This is a genomic window from Bradyrhizobium sp. P5_C11_2, assembly GCF_054049755.1.
Genome location: NZ_JBFULT010000567.1, coordinates 1 through 4,872, shown reverse-complemented (window position 1 = coordinate 4,872; position 4,872 = coordinate 1). Strand labels below are relative to the sequence as shown.

Annotated in this window: 3 protein-coding genes; 1 reads left to right on the top strand and 2 read right to left on the bottom strand. The window is 65.4% G+C overall.

Annotated elements, in window-relative coordinates:
* Both ACXJL8_RS34180 and malQ read right to left on the bottom strand, forming a co-directional pair.
* Positions 1 to 1,286: glycoside hydrolase family 15 protein (locus ACXJL8_RS34180; protein WP_456686379.1), on the bottom strand; the 1,286-nt coding region annotated here is incomplete at its 3' end.
* 30 nt (positions 1,287 to 1,316) lie between these two features.
* Positions 1,317 to 3,278: a 4-alpha-glucanotransferase gene (malQ, locus tag ACXJL8_RS34175; RefSeq protein ID WP_456617966.1), complete on the bottom strand. Its 1,962-nt coding sequence runs from the start codon at positions 3,276 to 3,278 to the stop codon at positions 1,317 to 1,319.
* Positions 3,279 to 3,482: 204 nt separating this feature from the next.
* On the opposite strand from malQ, the gene ACXJL8_RS34170 reads away from it, so the two are divergent.
* A partial coding sequence (locus ACXJL8_RS34170; protein ID WP_456686378.1) for a maltotransferase domain-containing protein occupies positions 3,483 to 4,872 on the top strand: 1,390 nt, incomplete at its 3' end.

The window sequence follows — 4,872 nt, the reverse complement described above, 5'->3', positions numbered from 1 at the left end:
CGCCAATGCAGCAGCGGCGCCTTGAAGCCAAAGGTCTCGGCGCTCTTGATGCCGCGGTCGAAGGCGACCCAGGTCATCACCTTGGAGAAGACGTAGTGCTTCGGCTCACCGCGCCGTTCCCAGATGCCGTTGTCGGGATGGTCCCAGACCTCGGCGAGATGGTTGAGCACGGCGCATTCCAGCGCCCAGCTCTCGTCATCGAGCTTCAGCTTCGCCATGCGCGACTGGTGGAAGGCGTCGATCAGCTCGCCATAGACGTCGAGCTGGAGCTGTGCATGCGCGGCATTGCCGATGTGCACCGGCTTGGCGCTCTCATAGCCGTCGAGCCAGCCCGCCTCCCATTCCAGCAGCCGCCGCTGGCCCCAGATGCCGTACATGATCTGCATGTTCGCCGGCGAGCCGGCAGCGGCGCGCAAGAGCCAATTGTGCCAGGCCGAGGCTTCCTCGGTGTAACCCGAGTTCATCAGCGCCAGCAGCGTGAAGGTGGCATCGCGCAGCCAGCAGAAGCGGTAGTCCCAGTTCCTGCTGCCGCCGAGCTTCTCGGGCAGCGAGGTCGTGGGCGCCGCGACGATGCCGCCGGTCGGGTCGAAGGTCAGCGCCTTCAGCGTGATCAGCGAGCGCATGATGAGATCGTGATACTCGCCGTCCCGCGTGCAGCGGCTGCACCAGTCCTGCCAGAATTTTTCGGTCTCCTGGAGCGCGATCTCCGGGTCGATCGGCGCGGGCGGATCGAGGTGCGAGGGGCCGTAGGTCAGCACGAAGGGCACGGTGTCGCCGGCCTTCACCTCGAATTCGGCGACCGTCGTCAGGTCCTCGCCCCGGGTCTCGACCGGCGTGCGCAGCACGGTCATGTCCTGGCCGGCGACCGCCAGCAGCGAGCCGTCCTTGCACCGCCGCACCCAGGGAATATCGGCACCGAAGCCGAAGCGGATCACGAGCTGCATCCGCATCTTCACCGCGCCGCTGACGCCGCGCACCAGCCGCACGATGTCGGAGGCCTTGCCGCGCGGCGGCATGAAGTCGATCAGCGCGACGGTGCCGCTCTTCGTCTCGAAGCGCGTTTCGAGGATGAGGGTATCGCCGAGATAGCGGCGCGACGTAGCGGTGACGTCCTCGGCGGGCGCGACCAGCCAGCGGCCGTTCTTGTGCGTCCCGAGGATCGCGGCAAAGCAGGCATCGGAATCGAAGGCCGGCCAGCACAGCCAGTCGATCGAGCCGTCGCGCCCGACCAGCGCCGCGGTTTCGCAGTCGCCGATCAGCGCATAATCCTCGATGTTCTGCGACAATGTCTTGCGAGCCTGAAAATGCCCGGCTGTTCAACTCCCGCCGGTCAGGGAACGTTCCCGTGTCGCAGCTTTCAAGGCCGCGAGGTCGATCTTGGCGGCGATCTTGTCGAGCGCGACCGGCAGGCGCTGGCGCCAGTTCGGATGCTCGTCGATCGTGCCGGGAATGTTGGGCTGGTCGATCACGCCGAGCAGATCTTCCAGCGACACCGCCAGCAGCCGTGCCGGCGTGCGCGACAGGAAGGTGAGCACCGAACAGAGGTCGTTGGCCTGGATGCCGTTCTGCCGCAGGATCTCGTCGAGCGCCCCGAGCGCATCCCAGCGCGCCTGGTCGTCCTCGCCGGGGTCGAGCCCGAGCGAGCGCTTCATCTTGAGATCGCTGAAGGAGCGCCAGCCCGCATAGGTGCACAGATCATGCGTGTTCAGCGTCACCAGCGCGTTGGGCCGGTAATGGTCGATGTTGCGGAAGTGGCCGGCATCGTCGCGCTCGAACATCATGACGAGGTAGGACCAGATGCCGAAATCCTGCATGGTCTCGCGAAAACCTTCCGGCACCGTGCCAAGGTCCTCGCCGATCACGATGCATTGATGGGCCGCGCTCTCGCGCGCCACCGCGCCAAGCAGCGCCTCGAACGGCATCTGCACATAGGCGCCATTGTCGGGCTTGAAACCACGCGGCACCAGATAGAGCCGCTTCAGTCCGAGCACGTGATCGAGACGGATCGCGCCGGCATGGCGCATCGATGCAGCCAGCATGTCGGCGAACGGCACAAAGGACTGGGCTTCCAGGCCGCCTGCGTTGAAGCCGGCCAGGCCCCAGTCCTGGCCGACGGTGTTGAGCACGTCGGGCGGCGCGCCGACGGCGAGATGGCGCGAAATCGCCATCTGCTCATTCCAGGCATCGAAGCCGTTGGACTGCACGCCGACGGCGACGTCGAGATAGAGCCCGACCCGCATGCCGAGCTGGCCGGCGAGCTGCTTGGCGGCATGCAATTGGCTATCCGCGGTCCATTGCACGAACTCGACGAACTCGACCTCGCGCTTGTCGGAGCCATTGCGCATCTCGGCGCATTTTGTCGCGTCCGGCTGCCGCCACTCGGGCGGCCATTCCCACCACGGCCCGGTGAAGCGATGCCGCAGCACCTCGAAGCAGGCAAAACGGGACAACAGCGGCGCACGGGCGGCGCGGAAGGCGTCAAATTCCTTCCGGCGTGTGCTACTTGCCGTTGTCACGAAGCTGTCAAAGGCCGCGTGCAGGCCCAGCCATTTCAACGCCGCCATGTCGGCGTAGGGCACGCGATCACCTTCGCGCAATCGCGCAGCCGTCGTTGCGGCGCCAGGGACGAGGTCCGCTGAAAATTCCGGGATCGCTTCGACGTCGATATAGAGCGGGTTGAGAAACAGCCGGCTGTTCGGCGAATAGGGACTGCAATCGGCAGGCTGGTCGTCGAACAGGACGTGCAGCGGGTTGAGCCCGACGCCGTCGGCGCCGAGCTGCCTGGCGAGCCGGACGAGACCAGCCAAGTCGGTGAAATCGCCGATGCCCCAATTGCGATCCGAGCGGACGCTGTAGAGCTGCACCGCGAGCAGCCAGCCGCGGGCGAAATCCCCGCCGAAGGCCCGTTCAGGCGCCACAATCATCGGCACCTCTTCCGTCACACCTTCGGCATCGGTCAGTGTGAGGCGGTGATAGCCGAGCGGCAGGCCGGCGGGCCAGGCGATCACGGGCTCGCGCGTCTCGCCTTGCGCGATCAAATTGCCGTTTGCGGTCAATTTCCATTGCAGCGGCGCCGCGCCAATGGCCGCCAATTCGGTGCGCGGATGACCCAGGGCGCGCACCACGACCGGCCCGCCGACGAAGCGGTAGACCCGTTTCTCCGGCAGGGCGTCGAGGATGGATTTGAGGGCGGCGGGATCGGTGACCCGCAGCTTTCCGAGGGCGTCCACGAATTCGGACTGAACGCCCTTGATCTGGGCTTGAGCTAAAAGATCCATTCGGCACGCAGCTTGCAGGCCATTCTTTGGCCGGGGACATCGATTTTAATGAGGTCGCGGAAGACGTTAGTCAGGGTTAACTCGCAAACTGCGCCTGCCGTTCCCAGGGGGAACTAATGACACACAAGCGGCTTTCTATATAGGTATCAAGCGTAGGTTCCCGGCAAGGGAAACGGGCCCTGCTTTCTTGTCAATGGCATCACCGTGAACAAGACAATTCAAACTGTCGAGAGTGCCGCAGCCGGCGGTGCTTTCCTCATCGAAGATCTCTATCCGTCGATCGATGGCGGCCGCTTCGCCGTGAAGCGGATCGCGGGCGAGCGGGTCGAGGTCTGGGCCGACATCTATCGCGACGGCAGCAACGTGGTCGGTGCTGCGCTGGTCTGGCGCGGCGAAGAGGAGCGGGAATGGCGGAGCGAGCCGATGATCCATCACGGCAATGACCGATGGTCCGGCGCGTTCGTCCCGCTCGAGCCCGGACAACATGTCTATGCCGTCGAAGCATGGACCGATGAATTCGCCACCTGGCGTCATGGACTGGAGCGAAAGCAGCTGTCCGGCGCCGACGTCAGCCTCGATGCGATCGAGGGCGCCGGCCTCCTGACCAAGGCGCATGGCGCGCAGCAGGACGCCGCGGCGGTCATCATCAGGCAATGCGAGGACTATCTTCAGACCGGCGAGGTCACCCCGCTGCTCGCAGCCGAGCTCGGCGCGGCGATGGCCGAGAGCCAGTCGCGGCCCGACCTGACCCGTTCGCCGCTTTTCCCCCTGATCGTCGACCGCGACAAGGCGCGCTTCAGCACCTGGTATCAGATGATGCCGCGCAGCCAGAGCCAAAACCTGAGTCAAGCGCCGGGCCGGCACGGCACGCTTCGCGACTGCATCGCGCGCGTGCCTGATATCGCCGCGATGGGTTTTGACGTGCTCTACTTCACGCCGGTCCATCCCATCGGCCGCAGCCGCCGCAAGGGCCGCAACAACTCACCAGTGGCGGCCGAGGGCGATCCCGGCTCGCCCTATGCGATCGGCGCCACTGAGGGCGGGCACGATGCGCTGCATCCCGAGCTCGGCACGATCGAGGATTTCCGCGMGCTGGTCGCGACCTGCCTGGAATACGGCCTGGAGCTCGCGCTCGACTTCGCCGTGCAATGCTCGCCGGACCATCCCTGGCTGACGCAGCATCCGGAATGGTTCAAGTGGCGGCCGGACCGCTCGGTGCGGACGGCGGACGCGCCCTATCCGGATATCGTCATCCCCGATTTCACATCGGTCGACAGGATCGGGCTGTGGAACGCCTTTCGCGATGCGATGCTGTTCTGGATCGACCAGGGCGTGACCATCTTCGCCATCGACAATCACGACACCGCGCCGCTCCCGTTCTGGGAATGGCTGATCCGCGACATCCGCCGCCGGCATCCCGAGGTGATCCTGTTCTCCAAGACCTATGCGCGGCCGAAATTGATGAAGGGACTGGCCAAGCTCGGCTTCGCGCAATCCTTCAGCTATTTCCCCTGGCGCACTTCGAGGTGGGAGCTGGAGCAATATCTCGGCGAGCTCACCCGCTATCCCGAGCGCGACTTCTACCGGGCGAACC

Bases quoted from the DNA above. Each gene is read 5' to 3' on its own strand.
- malQ (WP_456617966.1), bottom strand. From the start codon at position 3,278: ATGGATCTTTTAGCTCAAGCCCAGATCAAGGGCGTTCAGTCCGAATTC.